A 22,325-nucleotide genomic window follows, 5' to 3' on the forward strand; every position below is an offset into this window, starting at 1 on the left:
GGTGGTTGTGGCAGGGTTCACATCGGACGCCGTGGTTCAGGTTGATCACCCGAGAGCGGTGGCATGTACTTGGTTCCCGACGACAGCGTGGGTATGGAAAGGACGTACTGATGGGGGCGAAGCTCAGTCCCGAACAGCTCCGGCGTCAGGCGGCTGCGCGCGTTGCGCAAGTCGCGCGGACGATGGGTGCCGAGTTGCCTCGCCTCGGCAGCAACCTGCACTCGGAGATCGCCGAGGCGATCCCCGAACTGCGTGGCGATGAGGTCATCCTGGAGCTGCTTCGGGCCAGTTCGGAAAGCAACGTCGAGACCTTCCTCCACGTCGCGCAGTACGACATCCCGATCGAATCGGTCCGGCCACCGCCCGCCGCCACCGAGTACGCGCACCGGCTCGCACAGCGGGCGATCTCCGCGAACGCGCTGTTGCGCGCCTACCGGGTCGGACAGCATGTGGTGCTCGACTGGGTGGTCGCCGAGGTCGCCCGCAACGAACCCGACCGAGAGGTCGCGTTTGCGGCGGCGCAGATCGTCCAGCAGATCTCGTTCGCCTACGTGGATCGGGTGGCCGAGCAGGTTGTCGCGGAGTACGAGACCGAACGCGAACGGTGGTTGGCCAACCGCAACTCGGTTCGTACCGCGATGTTGAACACCGTTCTGTCCGGCCGTGACCACGATGTCGGCGCTGCCGAAGCGGCGCTCGGCTATCTGCTCCGGCAGCATCACCTGGGGCTCGTGGTCTGGACCGTGGAGGAGGGCGGGATGCCCAGCGAGCTCCGTCGGTTGGAGTCGCTCGTCGGCGCGATCGGAGAATCCGTCGACGCGGCGGGTCAGGCCCTGTTCCTACCGCAGGACGGTAGTACGGCGTGGTGCTGGATTCCGTTGGGGCGGACGGCCCATGGTCAGATCGACCACGACGCCATCCAACGGCTGACCGAGGAGGCCGGACCCGGCGTGCGCGTCGCCCTCGGGCGCCCGCACGCGTCGGGGACCGGCTTCCGGACCACCCATCAGGAAGCACAGCGAGCCCACACCGTCTCCTCGATCGCGGGCGACATCCGTGTCACCACATTCGACGAACCCGGCGTGCAGATCTGTTCGATCCTGGCACGGGACCTGGATTCGACCAGGGGTCTCGTGGCATCCGCGTTGGGCGGTCTGGCCGAGAACGACGAGAACACCGCGCAGCTGCGCGCCACGCTGCTCGCGTTTCTACAAGCCAAGAGCAGCTATGTGGCCGCCGCAGAAGTGGTGCATCTCCACAAGAACACTGTCAAGTACCGCGTCGACAAGGCCATCGACTCGCGCGGCAGGGCACTCGACGACGATCGCCTCAACCTGGAACTCGCACTGACGGCGTGTCAGTGGCTGGGGACTGCCGTGCTACCCCGCGCGATCCGTCAGGCACGGGCCTGACGGCGGTCACCGAGCTTGCGCATGAGTCGGAGCAGTGGCAGCCCGACGCTGGGCGCGACGTCGATGCCGCGGACCAGTGCACCTCGCCACCGCGGGATCACGCGGAACAGTTGCCTACTGTCCATCAATGCCATTCCCGCGCGGGCGACGCTCTCCTCGTCGAGCGGCTTCGGTCCTGAGAACAGCATTGCCGCACCGGGATCCTTGGCGTGTGAGGTCACCATCTGGGTGCCGACCACGTCGGGGCACAGTGCGTGGACCCGGATCGGCAGTCCGGCATGGTCGAGATCGCCCTGGAGCGAGGTGGTGTAGGAGAGCACGGCGGCTTTGGTCGCCGCGTACAGCGCGAGGCCGGGGACCGGCGTAAGCGCCGAGATGGACGCGATGTTCACGATGGTCCCGCCCGCTCGCCCCATCTGTGCGACGGCGGCCGCGGAGCCGGCCATGGCTCCCCGTACGTTGACCTCGAGGATGGTCGCGATCTCCTCGTCCGGATGCTGCCAGGCGTCGCCTGCGAAGAGCACGCCCGCATTGTTCACCCAGACGGCCAGTTCGCCCAGCGCCGCGGCCTCGTCCGCGATCTTGCGATGGGAAGCGATGTCTCGCACATCCTGCCGGAAACCGACTGCGCCACGACCGATCTCGGCGGCGGCGCGCTCGGCCGCGGCACCGTCGACATCGGTGAGGACGACGCGGTGTCCGGCGTCGGCGAGGAGTCGGGCAAAGGCGAGACCGATGCCGCGACCGGCTCCGGTGACAACTGCTGTGGTGGTCATGTCCGGGACTCTAGGACGTGTGTGACGAGCCGCACTCGTGTCGTCGTCACAAAGTTGCGCCACAGCGTTGTGCCGGCGAACGGCGCCCAGGACCGGCCGAATGGCTGAACGCGGGAAAAGTGTGATCTATGTCACGTTCGGTCACACGGCGGCACACGGCGGTGTCTCGGGGTTGTCCACCTTCGAACAAAGGAGTTGTCATGAGCGCAACACAGCGCAACGGTTCGCATGTTCGGCAGATCATCGTCCTCGGCGGGGGCTACGCGGGCACGATGGCTGCCAACCGGCTCAGCGCGGCCGACGATGCCGACGTGGTGATGGTGAATCCTCGGCCGCGTTTCGTCCATCGGGTCCGGTTACACCAGTGGATAGCCGGCACCGGCACCGCCGACGAGGACTTCGCCCACGTGCTCAGCGGACGGGTTCGCCTCGTCGTCGACACCGCGACCCACATCGACGTGGCAGGTGGCCGGGTCGAATTGGCGTCGGACGCAGCGCTCGACTACGACCATCTGGTGTACGCGGTCGGGTCGTCGGGCACGCCGGCCGACACGATCGACGGTGTTGCCGAGCACGGGTTCGTACTGGGCGAATGGGAAGCGGCGCAGCGACTCCGGGCTCGTCTCGATGCTGTCGAAGCCACCGACCCGGGAGCCCCCGCAACCGTCATCGGTGGCGGGCTGACCGGTATCGAGATGGCCGCCGAACTCGCCGACGCGGGTGTGCCGGTCAGGATCGTCTGTGGGGTGGTCCTGGCGCCGTCGTTCGGTGATCGGGCCCGGCGATCGGCGCGGCGTCGGCTGCGGAAGCTCGGTGTGGAGATCCTCGAGGATTGCCACGTGGTGAGTGTCGGACCCGATACCGTCACCATCGTGGACAACGGTGTGCGGCGGATCGTGCCCAGTTCGACGACCATCGTGGCCGCCGGTTTCGGAGTGCCCGATCTCGCCGCGGTCAGCGGACTGTCGACGGACACGGCAGGCAGGCTCATCACCGACGAGACCCTGACCAGCGTCGACGACCCTCGGATCGTCGGGGCGGGAGATGCGGTCGCACCGTCGGGCATGGCGTTCCGGATGAGCTGTCAGGCGGCCAATCAACTCGGCCCGCATGCCGCCGACACGGTGCTCGCGCGACTGACGGGAGACGCACCGTCGCCGGTCCGTCTCGCCTTCGTCGGGCAGGGCGCCTCGCTCGGCCGCCGGGGCGCAGTGGTCCAGCTGACCCATCGCGACGACCGGCCCGCGCGGGTCGTCATCTCGGGTCGCGCGGCCGCGACGATCAAGGAGCTGGTCTGCCGCAGCGTGATCTGGGGGCTTCGCCTGGAAGGTCGCCGGCCGGGGGCGACGCCGTCGTTCGGGCCGACGCGTCAGGTGGGCGACCGCCAGGTCGAGGTGAACGCATGAGCGGCGACTCCGAGGGGGAGCATGCGCGCCGGTTCACTGAACTGCGCCCACTGCTGTTCACGGTCGCCTACGAGATCCTGGGGTCGGCGACGGACGCCGACGACGTCCTGCAGGAGAGCTACCTCCGTTGGGCCGACGTCGATCTCGGCACCGTCGACGACACCAAGGCGTATCTGGCGAAAGTGGTCACGCGCCAGGCGCTCAACCTCTTGCGGGCATCGTCACGGCGGCGTGAACAGTACATCGGCCCCTGGCTGCCGGAGCCGATCCTGCTCGACGAGCGTGACGCCGCACAGGATCTCGTACTCGCAGAATCGGTCTCCACGGCGATGCTCGTCGTCCTCGAGACTCTCAGCCCGGATGAGCGGGTCGTGTTCGTGCTGAGGGAGGTGTTCGGGTTCGGGCACGACGAGATCGCCGAGATGATCGGCAAATCCGATGCGGCTGTACGGCAGGCGGCCCACCGGGCGCGCGCGCACGTCCAGGCTCGCCGGCGGCGTTTCGTACCGGTAGACGCCAGTCGCACCACGGAGATCACGGAGGCGTTCATGGCGGCGGCGGAGTCGGGGGAGATAGAGACTCTGATGACGCTGATGTCACCGGATGTGGTGTTCACCACGGACAGCGATGGAAAGGCGAGTGCGGTTCGTCGCCCGATCCGCGGCGCCCTCGCCGTTGCGCGGTTGCTCGCCGGCTTCTCGCGTGTGGGAGGCCACCTGGCGGACTTCCGGGTCGAACCGGCGATCTACAACAGCCTGCCCGGCATGCGCATCCATTTCGACGGCGAATTGCAGGGCGTGCTCGTGCTCGACGTCGTCGACGGCCTCGTCGCCGACATCTATGCCGTCCGCAATCCGGAGAAGCTGACCGGGGTCGGTCAGCCTCGGCGGATCTCGCGCTGACGCGCCTGCGGCGGTCTCGTCAACCGTCGATCGGGGAGAGCGCGAGGTCGACTTGCGCGGCGAACAGTGCCGCCGGGTCGTCGAATGTGTCGGCGCCATACTGGCCGAACACCTCGAGGCTGATCGCGCCGACGGTGGTGGCCCACAGGGACGTCGCGACGAGCATCGCGGAGTCGGGTAGATCGGCCCCGAATTCTGTTCGGATGGAGTCGAAATCGGTCTGCATCGACGGTGTGATCCCCTCGGCCGGGGTCGGTGGCGACACTGCGGCATGGGCGCGTGCGACCTCGGCGATGAGTGTCCCGACGACTCGGGTGCCCGGTCCGACCGTCTTGTCCGCCGGCGCGGTGTATCCCGGGACCGGGCTGCCGTAGAGCAAAGCCCACCGGGATGGATCGTCGACTGCCCATCGCCTCAACGCCCGCGTCGCGGCGCGCAGTCGATCCAGGGGCCTGCCCTTCCCGACCGCGGCGACGGCCGCATCGACCGTGTCGGCGAGATCGGAGTAGGCCTCCACGAGCAGCAGCGTGAGCAGGTCGTCGCGGCTGGGGACGTATCGGTACACCGCCGACGACACCACGCCCATCTCGCGCGCGATCGCGCGCAGTGACAGTCCTGCTGCGCCGTGCGTGCGGAGGTGCTCCCGGCCCAGCCTGAGGATCTCCGATTCCATCGCGGCGCGGTTCGCCGCTCGTGTTCCGCCAGTCATCGGACCAGTGTCGCATAAAAGAGAGCACTGCTCTTGTTTTCTCCGCCATGGAGGTGCAGACTGAGTTTCGAGAGCGGTGCTCTCGAAACTCGGACCTCGAAGGGATCAGAACATGACCACCACGCACTACAGCGCACCGAGCGGTTTCGACAACGTCGTCAACTCCACCATGAGGTGGTTGGCCGACCGGGGGTGAATCTCGCGGGAGCGCAGACGCTCACCGTGACGGGACGGGTCAGTGGGAAGCCCCAGAGCGTGCCGGTCAACCCGCTGCGACTCGACGGCCGTGAGTACCTGGTGGCGCCCCGCGGAACCACTCAGTGGGTGCGCAACGTGCGCGTGAACGACGCCGCCGAACTCCGGCGTGGGCGCCGGCGTCGTGCGGTCCGGCTGGTCGAGGTCGAGGTCGCGGCTCGCGCGCCGATGATCCGCGCCTATCTCGACAAGTGGGGCTGGGAGGTGGGGCGGTTCCTGCCCGAGGGCATGGGGACCGAGCCCGACGACGCCACCCTGGCCGCCCACCTCGACGATCTGCCGGTCTTCGAGATCCGGTCCTGAGCCCGGTCGCGGGGCCGAACTACGATGCGGGTGTGGCGTCCGCCGTCCCCTCAGCATCCCGGCCCGCCGGCCCGAGTCCCGAGCGCAGTGCGCGGTGGGTGATGCATCTGGACATGGACGCGTTCTTCGCATCCGTGGAGCAGTTGACCAGACCCACGTTGCAAGGGCGGCCGGTGCTGGTCGGCGGAACGGGTGGCCGCGGCGTGGTGGCGGGCGCCAGCTATCCCGCCCGGGCCTTCGGCGCCCGCTCGGCCATGCCGATGCATCAGGCGCGGAGGCTGGTCGGTGCGGGAGCCGTGGTGTTGCCGCCCCGCGGTGGGGTCTACCGCGTGGTCAGTGCCCGAATCTTCGGTCTGGTCCGTGACGCCATACCGGTGATCGAGATGCTCTCCTTCGACGAGGCGTTCGGTGAACCCCACGAACTCGTGGGGGCCACCGCCGACGAGGTGACCGCGTTCGCCGAGCGTCTGCGCGGCCGGATCCGCGACACCGTCGGCATTGCGGCCTCGGTCGGGTTCGGGAGCGGCAAGCAGATTGCGAAGATCGCGTCCGGCCTCGCCAAACCCAATGGGGTCATGGCGATCCCACCGAGCCGCGAACTCGCCTTCCTCCATGCGCTCCCGGTGCGCAAACTCTGGGGGATCGGGCCGGTGTCGGGTGACAAGCTGCAACGTCTGGGCATCGAGACGATCGGTGACTTCGCTGCCATGTCCGACGTCGAGGTCACCTCGGTGCTCGGGGCGACCCTCGGGCCCGCCTTGCACCGCCTGGCACAGGGCATCGACGACCGTCCGGTCGCCGAGCGGGCCTCGGCCAAGCAGATCAGCGCGGAGTCGACCTTTCCGCGAGATCTCGTGGAGCTCGACGAACTGCGCCCTGCCATCGAGTCGGCCGCCGAAGGCGCGCATCGGCGACTGGTGTCCGACGGACGCGGGGCCCGGACGGTGGTCCTGAAGCTCCGCCGCTCGGACATGTCGGTGCTGACCAGGTCGATGACACTGCCCGCGGCCACCACCGAATTGTCGGTGCTGACCTCGGCCGCTCAGCGGCTGGCCCTCGACCCGCGCAGCATCGGTCCCATCCGGCTCGTCGGCGTCGGCTACTCGGGACTGACCGCGGTGCAACAGTTCTCGTTGTTCGCAGATCTGGACGAGGAGTGGGGCGCGGCGGGGGCGCAGGCGGCCGAGACCGAGGACGTCGAGGCCGCCTTCGTGGCGGCGGGCGCCTCGGGGCAGGCGGCCGAGGTCCCGGCGGACGGCTTCATCCCCGACTCGCCCGGGCCCGACTCGTCCGGGCCCGACTCGTCCGGCGCTTCCGACGGGGCTGGGCGGGAGACCTGGGAGACCGGGGCCGACGTGACGCATCCCGACCATGGCCACGGGTGGGTGCAGGGAAGCGGGCACGGGGTGGTGACGGTCCGGTTCGAGACCCGGGCGACCGGTCCGGGCCGGGCCGTGACGTTCGCGAGCGACGACCCGGCGATCCGCCGGGCCGATCCGCTCGACAGTCTCGCCTGGCCCGATCTCGGTTCGTCGGCAGAGACCGACCGGGACGGCTGAACACACCGGACATCGCCACGCGCCAGACCGTCTGCCGTTCCAGGTCACCCCGGAGGTTCGACGGTGTCGAAGAAGGTACGTATCTCGTCCGCATCCGCCCCGGCCGAGAGCAGTGCGAGTACCGCGATCCGCGCCTGGGGGGCGCGAAGCCAGCGTGACATGATGGCCCCGGCACGCGCGAGGTCGACGCCGCCGCCACCGCCTCCGTAGGCGGGAACGACCGCGCCGAACGGGACCCGGCTGGCCACCACCACGACGACGCCCGCGCGAACGGCCGCGGACACCTCGGCGGTGATGTCCGGATGGGTGTTCCCCGACCCGGTGGCCGACAGCACGATGCCCGCCGCCTGCTGGGAGACGGCGGAAGCGATGATGCCCGGAGCAACGCCCGGGTAGAGCGTGAAGGCGTCGACGCGGGCGTGCCGTCCTCGTGGTACCGGACGCGCGATCGGGTGTCGCGGTAGCGCGTCGTGCACATTGTCGAACGCGGCGAGCGCGGTTGTGGAGGCCTTGAATATGCCGCGTGCCGAACGGATTTCACCTCCGATCGCGATGAGCACACCGCGACCCCGCGAAGCCGGGTCGGCCACCGCGCGAAACGCTGCGGCGATGTTGTCCGGCCCATCCGGTGACGGAGCGTCGGCCGGGCGCTGCGCACCCGTGAAGACCACCGGCCGGTCGTCGGTCAGGAAGAGGTCGGCGAGATACGAGGTCTCCTCGAGGGTGTCGGTCCCGTGCGTCACCACCACACCGGTCACCTCTGCGTCGGTCAATGCGTCGACGACCGCCGCGACGACGGTGAACTGATCGGCGACCGTCATCGCCGAACTGTCGACCGACATCAGGTCGATCGCGGTGATGTCGCCCGCGCCGGAGAACAGATCGTCGGCTGCCAGGCTCGGCACCGCGCCGTCGGCGGTGGTCAGCGCTGCGATCGTGCCGCCGGTCGTGATCAGGACGGTGCGGTGGTCGGCCATGGTGTTCAGCGTCGATGGAACCCGCGCGTCACGTCAACCGTTGCCGTTCCGGCCGCGAGGGTTCCCGGCTCGGATGTTGGGGCCCTCGTCGTCCATTTGGCATAGTGGTGTGAGTTTTGGCGGCTCGGAGGGGGATGAGCCGACCAGGATCTGCCAGGACCTGCGGCGGGGAGAGTCCACCGTGGGCGTGACGAACGACAGTGAGGGAGATCGGTGAAGTTTCCTAAGATCGTGACCGCCGCGTTGATCGCGGCGTCGGTCGCATCGGTTGCGGCCTGCGGCAGCGACGACAGCGACGTGCCGGACGTGCCGACCGTGTCGTCGGCGGCGAGCTCGGCGGATGCCGGCGGGAGCAGCGACGATGTGACCGATCCGAACAAGCGGCCGTCGGTGGAGACGCTGAACGCGATGCTCACCAAGGCGCTGGATCCGAATGTGCCGAACTCGGAGAAGACCGAGCTGGTCGAGGGTTCCTCTGCCGACCCGACGGTCTTCGACAAGCTGGTCAAGGCCAAGCAGGACAACCCGGACGTCACCTACGAGATCTTCCCGCCGGTGATCCCGGACGGGCCGAACAAGGCCACGGTGAAGGTCCAGGTGAAGCTGCCCGACAACCCCCCGACCAAGCTGGACGCGGGGATCGTCTACACGGACGGTCGCTGGATGTTGTCGAGTGCGACCGTGTGCCCGTTGATCACGGCGAACAACGTCACCACGCCGATGTGCAAGACGCCGGCGGGTGGCTCGACGTCGAAGGCGCCGAACTGACCTGAGTTCGGCCGAACAGAACTGCCGGGCCGGTGGGACGGGCGAGAGCTCGTGCCACCGGCCCGTTTTCTGTGCGCGCGAGGTTCTGGGTGGGTCGCGCTCAGCGCCACCGCACGGAGAGGCCGGTCTGCTGTATCAACGGACGGGTGGGGTCGCTGCCGACCAGAGCCCGTGCGCCGGAGAGTTCGATGGAGCCGGCCACCGGCAGCCCACGGGCGAGGTCGATGGTCACCTGGCCGGTGCCGGCATTCGAGAAACGGGCGATGGACAGGGTCTGATCGCTGCCGGGGATCGCGAACACGGAGTTGACCGGGGTCTCGTCGACGGCGACGTCCACGACCATCCGATTGCCGTCCCACGACCGCAAGGTCGCGTCGATGTGCTGGGTCACCGTCGCGGCCCCACTGATGGTGCGCTCCGAACGCCAGCGCGCACCGGGCCCGATCGGCTCGGTCGGAACCGGGACCGAGAGCTGGAGGGCCTGGACCAACGACTGCTCGACGGCGAGGCGCGCCTCGGGACCGGAGTCCTCGGCGGGCAGCAGCCGCAGCGAGATCGGCATCGATCCGGGACCGATGGCCAGACCCGCCCGAGAATTCTCCACCGGCCGCAACTGATCCGCGAGGACGGGTTCCGGCGAGGTGACGCGGCCCAGTGTCATCTCCAGGTCGGTGGAGTCGGTGCAGTGGAAGCGCGCCTGCAACGGCATCTCGACGGTCTGGGTCTTGGTGTCGCCGGGCGAGAGTACCGACGAGGTGGTCGTCATGGTCGACGACTGTGGCGTGGAGCGATCGGGAGTGGCCGCGGCGGTGCGCTTCTCGGCGCCCCCACCGTCGAGCACGGTCACCTTCGCCGGTGGGATCGGCAGGAGATTGACGCCTTGGCGACCTGAGGTCGAGTCGTCGGTACAGCCTGCCTCGGTGGCCGCGGTCGACGAGCCACCAGCCTGATCATCGGAACCACAGCCGGCGAGGGCGACCAACAACAGCGCCGCGATGGCGATGCCTGCGCCTCGACTCGGTGGCCGGAGCGGCCACCCCGATCCTGACGTGACGACGCGGGAGAGGAACACGGCAGCCAGCGTATTGCAGGCCTCGTGGATGATGGTGAGGTGGATGATGGAGTCATGAGTCAAGCGACACCCGGTCCGGTGGACGGCGGTGGGGCCGAGGGCACCGACGGGGCACTGCCTGCCGGGGTCGGCGCGAACGGTCGCAGCGGCGGCGACGCCGGGGGTCGCCGGCCCACCATGGTGTGGGTTCTGCTGGCCATCGCACTCGGGGTCATCGGCCTCGACCTGCTGACGAAGACACTGGCCGTGGCACATCTCGATCCGTCGCGGCCGGTGCACATCGTCGGCGACGCAGTCACTCTTCGCCTGGTCCGCAACAGTGGGGCGGCCTTCTCGATGGCATCGGGATACACGTGGGTGTTGACCGTGGTGGCGCTCGTGGTGGTGATCGGGATCATCCGCTACAGCAGTCGCCTGCGGTCGGCCTGGTGGATCGTCGGGCTCGGCCTGGTGCTCGGCGGTGCGATGGGAAATCTGGCCGACCGGATCTTCCGGTCGCCCGGTCCGCTGCGCGGCCACGTCGTCGACTTCGTGTCGGTGGGCTGGTGGCCGGTTTTCAATGTCGCCGACTCGGCGGTGGTGTGTGGCGCGGTGTTGCTCGTCGCGCTGTCGTTGCTGGGCTTCGAGTACGACGGTTCGCGGACCGGCTGGGCCGCGCGCCGGGCCGAACACCGCGCGCCGGTGTCGGCGGAGGACGCCGATGCGTGAATCGAGGTCGATGCCGGTTCCCGACGGCGTCGACGGTATGCGGCTCGACGCCGGGGTGGCCCGCATCCTCGGGCTGTCGCGCACCGTCGCCGCCGCGCTCGCCGAGGCGGGTGACATCACCGTCGAAGGGGTGATCGTCGGCAAGTCGCACAAGCTGGCGGCCGGCAGCTGGCTTGACGTCACGCTGCCCGAGCCTGCGCAGCCCCTTCGGGTCGAACCCACACCGGTCGAGGATCTCGACGTCATCTACCACGATTCCGACATCATCGTCGTCGACAAACCGGTCGGAGTTGCCGCGCATCCGTCGCAGGGCTGGAGCGGGCCCACCGTGGTCGGTGCGCTCGAGGCGGCCGGTTTTCGGATCTCGACGTCGGGGGCCTCCGAGCGTCAGGGGATCGTGTCCCGGCTCGACGTCGGGACGTCGGGCGTGATGGTCCTCGCGGTGTCGGAACGGGCGTACTCGCTGCTCAAGCGCGCATTCAAGGAGCGTGACGTCGACAAGGGCTATCACACGCTCGTGCAGGGACATCTCGATCCGCCGACGGGCACCGTCGACGCCCCCATCGGCCGTCATCGTGGCAGTGACTGGAAGTTCGCGGTGACCGCCAACGGCAAACCGAGCATCACCCACTACGACACACTCGAGATGTTCGCGTCGGCGTCGTTGCTGGACATCCATCTGGAGACCGGTCGGACGCACCAGATCCGTGTCCACCTCTCGGCGTTGCATCACCCGTGCTGCGGTGACCTGACCTACGGCGCCGACCCGGTGCTGGCCGATCGGCTCGGTCTGCAGCGTCAATGGCTGCACGCCCGGTCGCTCGGGTTCGCGCATCCGGCCGACGGTCGCCGCGTGGAGTTCACGAGTCCGTACCCGGCCGACCTGCAGCACGCCCTCGACGTCCTGCGCGACGCCTGACCGCCGGCCGGCGACACGCCGGACCGACACACCGGGGTGATCGCCCCATCTGTCACAGTCGGGCGCGCCCCGCGAAGAGTGTCGGACCGCGCGCCTAAAGTGGTCCACGTCGTGACAGCTGTCGAGGTGAGAGGGATTCGTGGCCGATTCGTTCGTTCACCTGCACAACCACACCGAGTATTCGATGCTCGACGGTGCCGCCAAGGTGTCGCCGTTGTTCGCGGAGGCCCAACGCCTCGGGATGCCCGCGATCGGCATGACAGATCACGGGAACATGTTCGGCGCCAGCGAGTTCTACAACGCGGCGGTCAAACACGACATCACCCCGATCATCGGTATCGAGGCCTATATCGCGCCGGCGTCGCGGTTCGACACCAAACGCGTCCTGTGGGGCAACCGCGACCAGAAGAGCGACGACGTCTCCGGTAGTGGCGCATACACCCACATGACGATGATGGCGCGCAATGCGACGGGGCTGCGGAACCTCTTCAAGCTGTCGTCGCTGGCCTCCATCGAGGGGCAGCTGGGCAAGTGGTCGCGGATGGATGCCGAGCTGATCGCGGAGTACGCGGATGGGATCATCGCGACCACGGGCTGCCCGTCCGGTGAGGTGCAGACGCGGCTCCGCCTCGGGCACGAACGTGAAGCCCTCGAGGCCGCCGCGAAGTGGCAGGAGATCTTCGGCAAGGACAACTTCTACCTGGAGCTGATGGAGCACGGGCTGGAGATCGAGCGGCGCGTGCGTGACGGGCTCCTCGACATCGGCCGCCGGCTGGGGATCAAGCCGGTGGTCACCAACGATTGCCACTACGTCACCCGCGACCAGTCGACGAGCCACGAGGCCCTGCTCTGCGTCCAGACCGGTAAGACACTGTCGGACCCGACGCGGTTCAGGTTCGACGGCGACGGTTACTACCTGAAGTCCGCCGCCGAGATGCGCGAGTTGTGGGATTCGCAGGTCCCCGGCGCGTGCGACACCACGCTCGAGATCGCCGAGAAGGTGGAGAGCTATGCCGATGTGTTCGGTCACCGTGACCGGATGCCGGTCTTCCCGGTGCCGGAGGGTGAGACCCAGCAGACGTGGCTCCGCCGTGAGGTGGCTAAGGGCCTGAAGGGCCGTTTCGACCCCGAGCCCGTCCCGGATGAGTACGCGCGCCGCGCCGACTACGAACTCGACGTGATCATCGAGATGGGCTTCCCCGCCTACTTCCTGGTCGTCGGCGACCTGATCCGGCATGCGCAGGAGGTCGGGATCCGGGTCGGTCCGGGCCGCGGCTCGGCGGCAGGTTCGCTTGTCGCATATGCGTTGGGGATCACCAACATCGACCCGATTCCGCATGGTCTGCTGTTCGAGCGGTTCCTGAATCCCGAGCGTGTGTCGATGCCCGACATCGACATCGACTTCGACGATCGCCGTCGCGGCGACATGGTCCGCTATGCGACGGAGCGGTGGGGGAGCGACAAGGTCGCCCAGGTCATCACCTTCGGCACCATCAAGACGAAGGCCGCCATCAAGGACTCGGCCCGCGTCCAGTTCGGTCAGCCCGGTTTCGCCATCGCCGACAAGATCACCAAGGCCTTGCCACCGCCGATCATGGCCAAGGACATCTCGGTGTCGGGAATCACCGATCCCGATCACGAGAGGTTCAACGAGGCGTCCGAAGTGCGGTCGCTGATCGAGACCGACCCGGACGTCAAGCGGATCTACGACACCGCACTGGGTCTCGAGGGCCTGATCCGCAATGCAGGCGTGCACGCCTGCGCGGTGATCATGTCGTCGGAGCCCCTCACCGATGCGATCCCGGTGTGGAAACGTGCCCAGGACGGCGCGATCATCACCGGCTGGGATTACCCGTCGTGTGAGGCCATCGGTCTGTTGAAGATGGACTTCCTCGGCCTGCGCAACCTCACCGTCATCGGCGACGCGATCGAGAACATCAAGACCAACCGCGGCATCGACCTCGACCTCGACGCCGCTCCGCTCGACGATCCCAAGACCTACGAGCTCCTCGCCCGCGGCGACACGCTCGGCGTGTTCCAGCTCGACGGCGGCGCGATGCGCGAACTGCTGAAGCGTATGCAGCCCACCGGCTTCGAGGACATCGTGGCCGTGCTCGCGCTGTACCGCCCCGGGCCGATGGGCATGAACGCCCACAACGACTACGCCGACCGCAAGAACGGGCGCCAGCAGGTCAAGCCGATCCACCCGGAGCTCGAGGAACCGCTCAAGGAGATTCTGGCCGACACCTACGGGCTGATCGTCTACCAAGAGCAGATCATGCAGATCGCGCAGAAGGTGGCCGGTTATTCGCTCGGTCGCGCAGACATCCTGCGCCGCGCGATGGGCAAGAAGAAGGCCGAGGTCCTCGCCGCCGAGTTCGAGGGCTTCGAGGAGGGCATGAAGTCCAACGGCTTCTCGTCGGCTGCGATCAAGGCACTGTGGGACACGATCCTCCCGTTCGCGGGCTACGCGTTCAACAAGTCCCATGCCGCAGGCTATGGCCTGGTCTCCTTCTGGACCGCCTACCTGAAGGCGAACTACAAGGCCGAGTACATGGCAGGCCTGCTCACGTCGGTCGGTGACGACAAGGACAAGGCCGCCATCTACCTGTCCGATTGCCGCAAACTCGGCATCACCGTGCTACCGCCCGATGTCAACGAATCACAGCGCAACTTCGCGGCCGTCGGCGGTGACATCCGCTTCGGACTGGCGGCGGTGCGCAACGTCGGTACCGGGGTGGTCTCGGCGATCCTCGCGGCACGGGAGGAGAAGGGGAAGTTCACCAGCTTCTCCGACTACCTCGGCAAGATCGACGTCACCGCGTGCAACAAGAAGGTCACCGAATCGCTCATCAAGGCCGGAGCCTTCGACTCGTTGAGCCACCCCCGAAAGGGGCTGTTCCTCGTCCACGGGGATGCCGTGGAGTCCGTCATCGGCACCAAGAAGGCCGAGGCGATCGGACAGTTCGATCTCTTCGGTGATGCCGGCGGGGCCGACGACACGATGGCGGAGGTCTTCGCCGTCAAGGTGCCCGACGAGGAATGGGACTCCAAGCACAAGCTTGCGCTGGAACGGGAGATGCTGGGGCTCTACGTCTCCGACCATCCGCTGGCGGGGTGGCACACGCCATCGCTTCCCAGACCGACACGTCGATCACCGCCCTCTTGGAGGGCACCGTCGCCGACGGGGCGCAGATCACCATCGGCGGCATCATCTCGTCGGTCAACCGTCGCGTGAACAAGAAGGGGGAGCCGTACGCGGTGGTCACCCTCGAGGACATGGTCGGTGGCGTCGAGGTGTACTTCTTCCCTCGCTCGTTCCAGGTCTATGGTCTCGACATCGTCGCCGACAACATCGTGTTGATCAAAGCGCGAGTCAACAAGCGTGACGACAGCACGATGATCAGCGCCAACGATCTCGCGGTGCCCGATCTCGCGGCGGTGGGGACGGCGAAGCCGGTATCGCTCACACTGAGTGCGCGGACCTGCACGCCGGATCGCGTGCAGGCGCTCAAACAGGTCCTCACCCGCCATCCGGGTACCGCGGATGTTCATGTCACCCTCGTCAGCGAACAGCGGTCGACGATGCTGCGGCTCACAGAGTCGCTGCGGGTCAGCCCGAGTTCCGCGCTGATGGGGGACCTCAAGGCGCTGCTCGGACCGAGTTGCCTCGGCTGATAAGGGCCGAGTTTTCGGCGACCCGAACAATTTAGTTCTGGGTGCGTTACACTTGAGTCAGCGGCAACGAATATCTGCCGTCGCAGCCTGACCGAGGAGTGACCATGACCGCAGCGAACATCTCCGCGCTGGTCGAGGTGCGCCCGCACCGGTCGCGGACGTCGGCACGTTCGGTGACGATCGCCGGCACCCAGTGGCCCGTCTACAAGCTGCATGCGCTGCTGGCCGCCGTGATCGTCGGAGTGCTTGCCCTCGCGATCACCGGCTCGGCCCAGACGGTCGCGTGGGCCTCGGGCGTCGCCCTTCTCACCGTGTGGTGGACCGAACGCTTCTGGCAAGCACACCGGTCCCACTAGTCGCCGACAGCAACCGCAAACCCGCCGACAGCAACCGCGGATCCGCCGACAGCAACCCAAAGCGCGCCGAGAGAATCCCAGCTCTCATCGGGAGAATCCGGGCCCTCGCGATCGAACGTGCTCAGCCGGGGATGGCGGCCGTCGCGCCCCGATCAAATCCGCCCGGGATCTCGTAGATCCGTCCGTCGAAACCCGCCCGGTAGAGATGGCCTGCGGAGAAACCACGGTTCCCCGGCCGTACGAGAGCACGCTGGACGTGGGAATCCCTGAACCGAGTACGCAGTAGCGACCCGGCGACGTGATACGGACGATCTGGCCGGCGCCGTTGAACGGAACCACCGGGCGCTCCTGGGAGTCGACCGTCAGGCCGTCCGGTCCGGCCGTGATGTTGCCACCGAGGTTCAGCAGACTCTGCACCACACGAGGATTCGCGGTGGAGATCCGGCTGACCCCGGGATTGACGAAGGTCCGCGAGACATAGAGCCAACGGTCACCTTTACCGAGGACCGCACCGTTGGCGCTGGGGAGCGAATCCCAATCGGCCTGCACCGCACCGTTGGGATAGGCACGGCCGATCAAGTTTCCGAAATCATTGGTGGCATAGACGATTCCATTGGCCGCCGTGTCCATCCCGTTGGCGGCCGAGAAGCCGCGTACCCAGGGTCGGAGCGCGAGATTGGACACGTTGAGGCGTGCGATGCCCGCGTGCCGAAGCGAGTCCCCGACCACAACGCGCGCATCGGCACCGTATCCCACCAGCAACGCGCCGTCCCGGGCCCATGCCAGCGCTCCGGCGCCACCCTCGGGGACCCGGGCTATCGGCACCGGGCGTGCCCCCGGCGCTGACAGCCGGAAGACCCGTCCCGAGACCAGGTCGGTCGTGTAGAGGCGTCCACCAGCGTCGACGGTGAGACCTTCGAGTGCTGCTCCTGGGATGGAGCCGACCAACCGGGGAGCTTGTCCGGCGCCCGCGCACACCGGCGCTGCGGCAGCGGGGGCTGCGGAGAGTGCGGTGAACAGACCGGCAGTGAGTGCGACCACGGAGGAGGTCGCGATCAGCCGTCGCCGCATCGGTTTCGGGTCCGATCGCGATGGCGACCCCGTGTCGTCGGCGCGATCGAATGATGTGGAGCGTCGGAACATCTCGGCCTCCCGAGGTTGGACGCCGTCCGCCTGCCGGTCACGCACACAGATCTGGGGGACGACTGATTCGTTGACCTCTGTGGAGTGTATGCCCACGGTGGAGCTCCGTCGACCATTTCCGATCGCAGTGCGCCGGGCTCCCGATGAACCTGCCGGCGCTCCGGGTGAGAGCATGGAGAGCGTGAGTACCCAGGAGGCATCGGTTCATCAGCGCGGTCCGACGTTGACCGCCGACGCCATCACGGCGTCGGTCGCTCGGATCGCGGAGGCTGTCGCCCGCACGCCGCTGGAGGAGTCGCCGCGGATCTCGGCCGACGTCGGTGCCCGGGTGTTCCTCAAGCGCGAGGACCTGCAGACGGTGCGCTCGTACAAGATTCGCGGTGCCTACAACGTGATGGCCCAACTGTCCGAGCAGGAACTCGCCCGCGGTGTGGTCGCGGCGAGCGCGGGCAATCATGCGCAGGGGGTCGCCTATGCGTGCCGGTCGATGCAGGTGCACGGACGAATCTATGTGCCGACCACCACCCCGAAACAGAAGCGGGACCGAATCCGTTGGCACGGTGGCGACTTTGTCGAATTGATCGCCGTCGGCGAGACCTACGACGCGGCTGCGGCCGCGGCGCAGTCGGACGTGATGCGCACCGGGGCCTCGTGGATCCACGCGTTCGACGATCCGCGTACCGCCGCGGGCCAGGGGACGATCGCCTACGAGATCGTCGAGCAGCTCGGAAAGGTGCCCGACGTCGTCGTCGCGCCGGTCGGTGGCGGTGGTTGTCTCGCCGGTATCGCGACGTACCTCCGTTCCGTCAGCGATGACGTCGCCATCGTCGGGGTGGAGCCGACCGGGGCCGTGTCGTTGACCGCTGCATTGGCGGCCGGCGGCCCGGTCACGCTCGGCACCATCGATTCCTTTGTCGACGGTGCCGCGGTGAAGCGAATCGGCAACATCGGCCACCGGGTGATGGCCGATCTCGATGCCACCGTCACCGGGCATCCCGGACTGGCTGCGATCGCCCCGAAACCCCTCGTCGAGGTGCTCGAGCACGGTGTGCCGTACCGGCCCCGCCCGGGGACCACCCACGTCACCCACGTCGACGAGGGTGCCATCTGCTCGACCATGCTCGCGCTCTACCAGAACGAGGGCATCATCGCCGAACCTGCCGGCGCGCTGGCCGTGACGGCCCTGTCGGCTCTGGACCTGCCCGCCGATGCCACCGTGGTCTGCCTGATCTCCGGTGGCAACAACGACGTATCCCGCTACGGCGAGATCATCGAACGTTCGCTCGTCCACAAGGGGCTCAAGCACTACTTCCTGGTGGACTTCCCGCAGGAACCGGGGGCGCTGCGGAGGTTCCTCGACGATGTGCTCGGTCCGGAAGACGACATCACGCTGTTCGAGTACGTGAAGCGGAACAACCGCGAGACCGGAGCCGCACTGGTCGGTGTGGAACTCGGTGCGCCGGAGGGCCTCGCCGGTTTGATGGACCGCATGGCCTACTCGCGGCTGCACTGCGAGCGACTCGAACCGGGCACCCCGGCCTACGACTATCTGACCTGAACGGTCACCGCAATCGGCCGATCACGACGTTCGGACCGTTGCTGTGCAGTTCCCCCTCGGCTTTCGTGGGCTCGTCCCACCAGAGCCGAGGGGACATGTCGACCGGTACCGTGGTCCCGGCCTCGCCCAGGATGCAGACAACGCACCATGCGCCGCGGAACATCGCGAACCATCCCGCTGATTCATCGAAAGATGTTGTGATGGAAGCGAAGTCGCCGCAATTGAGATCGTCTTCGCGTTTGCGGAGCGCGATCAGGTCGCGGTAGAAGTCAAGCATTCGACGATGCGTCGGCCGGTCGAGCTCGGTCCAGTCGAGCTTCGACGATCGGAACGTCGCCGGATCCTGGGGATCGGGGATCTCCGCGCTGTCCCAGCCGTGGTCGGCGAACTCCGCGCGCCGGCCGTCGGCGGTCGCGCGTCCGAGTTCCGGTTCCGGATGAGACGTGAAGAACGCGAACGGCGTCTCGGCCGCCCATTCTTCGCCCATGAACAACATCGGGGTGAATGGCGACAGCAACACTAGTGCCGCCTTGATGGCGAGCGCACCCCCGGTCAGATAGGCCGACGGCCGGTCGCCGACGGCGCGGTTGCCGATCTGGTCGTGATCGCACGTGTAGGCCAGCAACGCGTGGGCGGAGACCCGGTCGGTGGGGATCGGACGGCCGTGTCGGCGTCGCCGGAACGACGAATAGGTGCCGTCGTGGAAGAAGCCGCCGCGCAACGCCTTCGACAGACCCGCTAGGCTGCCGAAATCGGCGTAATAGCCCTGCCGCTCGCCGGAGACCGCGGCATGGATCGCGTGGTGGATGTCATCGTCCCACTGCGCGGTGAGTCCGTAGCCGCCCAGTCGACGGGGGAGGATCAGTCGGGGATCGTTGAGATCGCTCTCCGCGATCAGCGACAGCGGCCGGCCGAGTTCGAGTGCGAGCGCGTCGGTGGCGACCGCGAGTTCCTCCAACAGGTGGACAGCCCGGTGATCGACGAGGGCGTGGACGGCGTCGAGACGCAGGCCGTCCACGTGGAACTCGCGCATCCATCGAAGGGCGTTCCCGATGATGTAGGAACGGACCTCGTCGGAGTCCGGCTCGGACAGGTTCAGCGACGAGCCCCAATTGTTGGTGCCCTCGGTGAGGTACGGGCCGAACCGCGGCAGGTAGTTGCCCGACGGTCCGAGGTGGTTGTAGACCACGTCGAGCACCACGCCTAGTCCGCGCCGATGGCAGGCGTCGACGAACCGGGCGAATCCGTCGGGACCGCCGTAGGCCTCGTGGACGGCGTACCACGCGACGCCGTCGTAACCCCAGCCGTGTGTCCCGTTGAATGCGTTCACCGGCATCACTTCGACGACGTCGACACCGAGGTGCACGAGGTGGTCGAGGCGCTCGATCGCCGCGTCGAATGTGCCTCCTGCGGTGAACGTTCCGATGTGCAGCTCATAGAGTACGGCGCCGCGGATGTCGACGCCGGGCCAATCGTCGTCGGACCACATCGACTCGTCGAGTCGATGTAGCGCCGATGCGCCGTGCACGCCGTCGGGCAGGCGCACCGAACGCGGATCGGGTACCGGCTCGCCACCATCGACGACAAAGCGATACCGCAGGTCGGACAGCTCGGCGAGCGGTGCCTCGACGACCGGTGCCCACCATTCGGCGGCGTCCCGGCCCGCTTGTGCCTCGCCCCGCCGCATCGGGAGCTCGACCTCGTTGCCACCGACCCCGTTGTCGGCGAGCATCGCGACGCTCTGCGCACGTGGCGCCCACACGCGGATGTCCGCAAGGGTCTGCGGCGGGATGAAAGGCGGCACCGGCGCGGGAAAGACGGAGATCTCCCCCTTTGGTCGCTCGTCCCAGTTATGGTGTCGGGAGCTTTCGACTTATCGGTCACGAAACATAAGGTATGTCGTCGCTGTGACCGGCGCAGATGGCGGTAATGTGACCCGTGACACAGACGGATTGGAGATATCAGATATATTTACCGGCGGGGGTCGGCCCACCAGGGGGCCCGCACCGATACGGTGCGCGGGTTGGTGGCCGAGTCGGCCGCTCGATCGACACATTTGACTGAACCCGGCGACGGGGCAGCCGACACGCGAGGGTAGGGGATTGAGTACTGACGCGGTGACCTCGAGCGATGAGGGAACACGTACGGGGTCCGGCGGGGCGCGCCGGTGGTTCCGCGAGCACGTCATGGCGTCGTTCGACACGTTCGGTCGACAGATGGGCATGTTCGTCGAGGTCTTCCGGGTCCTCATCGTCGACATCGTCAAACGCCGGTTCCCGTTCCGGGAGTTCATCAGGCAGTGCGCATTCATGTCGAGCACCTCGGTTTTTCCCACGCTGCTCGTCGCGATCCCGATCGGGGTGATCGTCTCGATTCAGGTGTCCAACATCGCCGGCCAGATCGGTGCGACCTCTTTCTCCGGAGCCGCGACCGGCCTCGGCGTCATCCGGCAGGGCGCTCCGCTGGTGACGTCGCTGCTGCTCGCAGGCGCGGTCGGCTCCGCGATCGCGGCCGACCTCGGGTCCCGGACCATCCGTGACGAGATCGACGCGATGAGGGTGATGGGGGTGAACCCGATCCAGCGTCTGATCTCGCCGCGCCTGCTGGCCACCATGGTGGTGAGCTTCCTGCTCTGCGGTTTCGTCTGTTTCGTCGGTTTCATCACCGGATACGTCTTCAACGTCTACTTCCAGGGTGGGACGCCCGGTAGCTACACCGGCACCTTCGCGTCCTTCGCATCCACCTCCGACCTCGCCTTCGCGATCATCAAGGCGGTGATCTTCGGTGCGATCGTCGCGGTGGTGGCCTGTGATCGAGGGTTGACCACGAAGGGCGGACCCGCGGGTGTGGCCAACTCGGTCAACGCCGCCGTGGTCAATTCGGTGCTGTTGTTGTTCACCGTGAACGTCGCTCTGACGCAACTGTTCGCGATCCTCGTCCCGGCCAGGGTGGTGTGAGATGACGGCTTCACGATATGTGCCCCCGCCCTTCGGCCGGTCGAGGCGGCCAAGGCGATCTACCGAGGTCCCCGCGGCGTGCTCGCCGCAATGGGTCACCTCATCACCTTTCTCGTCAAATCGATCGGCGCGGTGCCGATCGCCTTCACGCACTACCGCAAAGAAGTGTGGCGTCTGCTGTCGGATGTCGCCTGGGGCAACGGCGCGATCGTCGTCGGCGGGGGCACCGTCGGCGTCATGGTGATCCTCGGCGTCATGGGCGGGGCCACCGTCGGCATCGAGGGATTCACCGCGCTGAATCTCCTTGGCATGTCGCCGGTCACCGGCGGACTGTCGGCCTTCGCCACGACCCGCGAGATCGCGCCACTGCTGGCGGCCACCGCCTTCACCGCGCAATCGGGTTGTCGCTTCACCGCGCAGCTCGGATCGATGCGGATCAGCGAGGAGATCGACGCGCTCGAATCCATCGCGATCCGTCCGCTGCCCTACCTGGTGACCACCCGGATGTCGGCCGCGGTGCTGGCGATCGTGCCGCTGTATGCGGTGTCGCTGACCGCGAACTACCTTGCCTGCCAGGTCATGTTCCAGCTGCAGAGCGGCCAGGGCGCCGGCACCTACCTCTACTACTTCAATCAGTTCCTGGTCTCCTCGGACATCGTCGCCTCGTTCGTCAAGGTGGTCGTCTTCGTCCTGCTGACCACGTTCATCCAGTGTTATTACGGCTATTTCGCCTCCGGGGGACCCGAAGGCGTGGGGGTGGCCGCCGGGCACGCGATCCGCATGGCGATCATCGTCATCGTGTTCGCCAACCTGGTCCTGACGCTCGTGTTCTGGGGTACCTCGCCCGGAATCAAGATCTCGGGTTAG

Annotated in this window: 15 protein-coding genes and 4 pseudogenes; 13 read left to right on the forward strand and 6 right to left on the reverse strand. The window is 67.5% G+C overall.

What is annotated here, in order from left to right:
* Nucleotides 1-110 precede the first annotated feature (110 nt).
* On the forward strand, nucleotides 111-1,412 hold the full coding sequence (locus tag GTV32_RS02310; protein ID WP_237421469.1) for a helix-turn-helix domain-containing protein: 1,302 nt from the start codon (nucleotides 111-113) through the stop codon (nucleotides 1,410-1,412).
* Here the strand turns inward: GTV32_RS02310 and GTV32_RS02315 are convergent.
* Nucleotides 1,397-2,188 carry an SDR family oxidoreductase gene (locus tag GTV32_RS02315; RefSeq protein ID WP_161058773.1) on the reverse strand — a complete coding sequence of 264 codons (792 nt, stop codon included), beginning with the start codon at nucleotides 2,186-2,188 and terminating at the stop codon, nucleotides 1,397-1,399. The two genes, GTV32_RS02310 and GTV32_RS02315, sit on opposite strands and share 16 nt — an antisense overlap.
* A 200-nt stretch (nucleotides 2,189-2,388) precedes the next feature.
* Here GTV32_RS02315 and GTV32_RS02320 point away from each other — a divergent pair, with 200 nt between their 5' ends.
* The gene (locus tag GTV32_RS02320; protein WP_161058774.1) at nucleotides 2,389-3,594 is read left to right on the forward strand and encodes an FAD-dependent oxidoreductase; all 1,206 of its coding nucleotides are present in this window, start codon (nucleotides 2,389-2,391) and stop codon (nucleotides 3,592-3,594) included.
* Nucleotides 3,591-4,496 (forward strand): RNA polymerase sigma factor SigJ, encoded by a 906-nt coding sequence (sigJ, locus tag GTV32_RS02325; RefSeq protein ID WP_161058775.1) that lies wholly within the window; start codon nucleotides 3,591-3,593, stop codon nucleotides 4,494-4,496. The genes GTV32_RS02320 and sigJ overlap by 4 nt, the downstream gene beginning before the upstream one ends.
* Before the next feature lie 19 nt (nucleotides 4,497-4,515).
* Here the strand turns inward: sigJ and GTV32_RS02330 are convergent, their stop codons facing one another.
* Complete coding sequence (locus tag GTV32_RS02330) at nucleotides 4,516-5,205, reverse strand: TetR/AcrR family transcriptional regulator (protein WP_161058776.1); 690 nt, start codon at nucleotides 5,203-5,205, stop codon at nucleotides 4,516-4,518.
* A gap of 112 nt (nucleotides 5,206-5,317) precedes the next feature.
* Between GTV32_RS02330 and GTV32_RS02335 the strand changes: the two are divergent.
* Together GTV32_RS02335 and GTV32_RS02340 are read left to right on the forward strand one after the other, a co-directional pair.
* A pseudogene (locus GTV32_RS02335) lies at nucleotides 5,318-5,763 on the forward strand (nitroreductase/quinone reductase family protein).
* Nucleotides 5,764-5,795: 32 nt separating this feature from the next.
* Entirely contained in the window at nucleotides 5,796-7,322 is a 1,527-nt protein-coding gene (locus GTV32_RS02340; protein ID WP_343287190.1) for a DNA polymerase IV, read from the forward strand.
* Nucleotides 7,323-7,366: 44 nt separating this feature from the next.
* On the opposite strand, the gene GTV32_RS02345 is transcribed toward GTV32_RS02340, so the two are convergent.
* Nucleotides 7,367-8,299 carry an asparaginase gene (locus GTV32_RS02345; protein ID WP_161058777.1) on the reverse strand — a complete coding sequence of 311 codons (933 nt, stop codon included), beginning with the start codon at nucleotides 8,297-8,299 and terminating at the stop codon, nucleotides 7,367-7,369.
* A 213-nt stretch (nucleotides 8,300-8,512) separates the two neighbouring features.
* On the opposite strand from GTV32_RS02345, the gene GTV32_RS02350 reads away from it, so the two are divergent.
* Nucleotides 8,513-9,067 carry a hypothetical protein gene (locus GTV32_RS02350; protein WP_161058778.1) on the forward strand — a complete coding sequence of 185 codons (555 nt, stop codon included), beginning with the start codon at nucleotides 8,513-8,515 and terminating at the stop codon, nucleotides 9,065-9,067.
* Nucleotides 9,068-9,167: 100 nt separating this feature from the next.
* Here GTV32_RS02350 and GTV32_RS02355 read toward each other — a convergent pair whose 3' ends face one another.
* Entirely contained in the window at nucleotides 9,168-10,202 is a 1,035-nt protein-coding gene (locus GTV32_RS02355; protein WP_202421563.1) for a hypothetical protein, read from the reverse strand.
* A 114-nt stretch (nucleotides 10,203-10,316) separates the two neighbouring features.
* Between GTV32_RS02355 and lspA the strand changes: the two genes are divergently transcribed.
* The 4 genes and pseudogenes from lspA to GTV32_RS02375 all read left to right on the forward strand — a co-directional run bounded on the left by lspA (nucleotide 10,317) and on the right by GTV32_RS02375 (nucleotide 15,800).
* Nucleotides 10,317-10,847: a signal peptidase II gene (lspA, locus tag GTV32_RS02360; protein ID WP_237421660.1), complete on the forward strand. Its 531-nt coding sequence runs from the start codon at nucleotides 10,317-10,319 to the stop codon at nucleotides 10,845-10,847.
* Nucleotides 10,840-11,766 carry an RluA family pseudouridine synthase gene (locus GTV32_RS02365; RefSeq protein ID WP_161058780.1) on the forward strand — a complete coding sequence of 309 codons (927 nt, stop codon included), beginning with the start codon at nucleotides 10,840-10,842 and terminating at the stop codon, nucleotides 11,764-11,766. The genes lspA and GTV32_RS02365 overlap by 8 nt, the downstream gene beginning before the upstream one ends.
* Nucleotides 11,767-11,905: 139 nt before the next feature.
* Nucleotides 11,906-15,444: pseudogene (gene dnaE / locus GTV32_RS02370) on the forward strand (DNA polymerase III subunit alpha).
* Nucleotides 15,445-15,548: 104 nt separating this feature from the next.
* Nucleotides 15,549-15,800 (forward strand): hypothetical protein, encoded by a 252-nt coding sequence (locus GTV32_RS02375; RefSeq protein ID WP_161058781.1) that lies wholly within the window; start codon nucleotides 15,549-15,551, stop codon nucleotides 15,798-15,800.
* Nucleotides 15,801-15,921: 121 nt separating this feature from the next.
* Here GTV32_RS02375 and GTV32_RS02380 read toward each other — a convergent pair.
* Nucleotides 15,922-16,871, reverse strand: a pseudogene (locus GTV32_RS02380) (hypothetical protein).
* A 244-nt stretch (nucleotides 16,872-17,115) separates the two neighbouring features.
* Here GTV32_RS02380 and ilvA point away from each other — a divergent pair.
* A complete protein-coding gene (gene ilvA, locus GTV32_RS02385) occupies nucleotides 17,116-18,501 on the forward strand; it encodes a threonine ammonia-lyase IlvA (RefSeq protein ID WP_161058782.1) in 1,386 nt (461 codons plus the stop codon).
* A 4-nt stretch (nucleotides 18,502-18,505) separates the two neighbouring features.
* Here the strand turns inward: ilvA and treZ are convergent, their stop codons facing one another.
* Nucleotides 18,506-20,233 carry a malto-oligosyltrehalose trehalohydrolase gene (gene treZ / locus GTV32_RS02390; RefSeq protein ID WP_202422028.1) on the reverse strand — a complete coding sequence of 576 codons (1,728 nt, stop codon included), beginning with the start codon at nucleotides 20,231-20,233 and terminating at the stop codon, nucleotides 18,506-18,508.
* Between the two features lie 370 nt (nucleotides 20,234-20,603).
* Here treZ and GTV32_RS02395 point away from each other — a divergent pair, with 370 nt between their 5' ends.
* Together GTV32_RS02395 and GTV32_RS02400 are read left to right on the forward strand one after the other, a co-directional pair.
* Nucleotides 20,604-21,458: an ABC transporter permease gene (locus tag GTV32_RS02395; protein WP_161058783.1), complete on the forward strand. Its 855-nt coding sequence runs from the start codon at nucleotides 20,604-20,606 to the stop codon at nucleotides 21,456-21,458.
* 1 nt (nucleotide 21,459) lies between these two features.
* Nucleotides 21,460-22,325, forward strand: a pseudogene (locus GTV32_RS02400) (ABC transporter permease).

Origin of the sequence: Gordonia sp. SID5947 (assembly GCF_009862785.1) — a bacterium.
Lineage (GTDB): Bacteria > Actinomycetota > Actinomycetes > Mycobacteriales > Mycobacteriaceae > Gordonia.